At 71.7% G+C, this 1,292-nt stretch carries 2 protein-coding genes; both read left to right on the top strand.

From position 1 onward, the window contains the following. Positions 1-588: SAF domain-containing protein (locus AC1DP0_RS21985; protein WP_478088732.1), on the top strand; the 588-nt coding region annotated here is incomplete at its 5' end. 171 nt (positions 589-759) lie between these two features. Beyond that, positions 760-1,125, top strand: a complete 366-nt coding sequence (gene mscL / locus AC1DP0_RS21980; protein WP_478088730.1) for a large conductance mechanosensitive channel protein MscL — start codon at positions 760-762, stop codon at positions 1,123-1,125. Positions 1,126-1,292: the final 167 nt, after the last annotated feature.

Here is a 1,292-nt window from a genome sequence, read left to right as displayed (position 1 = left end):
GCTGCAGGGCTCGCGGCGCTGGCGGTCCTCGTCACGGTCGGCGCGCTGCGACCGGAGCCAGCCGGAGGGTCGGGGCTGCCGACGGTCGTGATGGTCCGAGATGTCGCGGCCGGCCAGAGACTCGGTCCCGACGACGTGTCGGTGGCGACGAGACCTGACGGGCAGCGGCCACGGTCCGCCCTGTCGAGGCCTGGAGCGGCGGTCGGCCGCGTCGTCGCTGCACCGCTCACGGTCCACGACGTCGTGACGCCCGAACGCCTGCTCGGTGGTGACCTGCTGGCGGGCCAGCCCGCCGACCGGGTCGCCATCAGCGTCCCCGTCCTCGACGCCGCGTCCGCCGGGGTGCGGCCGGGCGACCACGTCGACCTCTACGCCACCGGCTCCGGGTCACGGGCTGCGACCGACGTCGTCGTCCTGGCCGTTCGTGATGCCGAGGAGTCGACCGGACTGGGTGCCGCAGCGCCGGCGCGCATCACCCTCGCGCTCGATCCCGGCCAGGCCACCGAGGTCGCGCGCGGGCTCAGCGCACTCCAGGCCGGCCAGAGCCTGGTCGTTGCGGTCCGGCACGGGTCAGCCGCGGGGCAGTAGGCTCGGAACGCCGGGTCGCTCGTCACATGAGTCACTCTGGTCACCGAGTCGCACGCAAAGGTGCGCGCTCAGCTGGGACACGCAGGACCCGCGGGGACGGCTCGAGACTCCCGCCAGAACCCCCCGGGGCACCGGGACGAGCCCCGTCCAGGGGCACAGAAAGGGACGCTCATGATCAAGGGTTTCAAGGATTTCCTGATGCGGGGCAACGTCGTCGACCTCGCGGTCGCCGTCGTCATCGGTACCGCATTCGGCCAGGTCGTCACCGCGTTCGTCGCGGTCATCATGGATGTCATCGGCAAGCTCGGTGGCACTCCCGACTTCTCGAACTGGAAGCCCGGAGGCGTCAAGCTCGGCGTGTTCGTCACGGCGCTCATCAGCTTCCTCATCGTGGCGGCCGCGGTCTACTTCATGGTCGTCGTGCCCATGAACCACCTCGCCGAGCGGCGCCGGAAGGGCGTCGAGCCCGAGCCGGAGGCGCCTTCGGAGGAGATCATCCTGCTGACCGACATCCGCGACAGCCTCCGCGCCCGCTGATCCCACCCCGGAGCGGGCCTTCGACGTCCACGTCGAGTGCCCACTTGCCGACCCCACCACGAGTGCCCGCTTCGCGACGTTCCCCGGCCGGGGGCGTCGGGAAGTGGGCACTCGACTTTCCCAGTCAGCCGGCCGGTCAGTCGGTCGGGTCGGTGGGCTGGGTGGGC

The sequence above is a fragment of the Terrabacter sp. P5_B1 genome (genome assembly GCF_056400505.1).
The sequence above is the reverse complement of the archived record's forward strand: the minus strand, read 5'-3'. Positions and strand labels throughout refer to the sequence as shown.

What these genes read in the sequence shown, in the direction of transcription:
- mscL (WP_478088730.1), top strand. Translation starts at nt 760, where the DNA reads ATGATCAAGGGTTTCAAGGATTTCCTGATGCGGGGCAACGTCGTCGAC.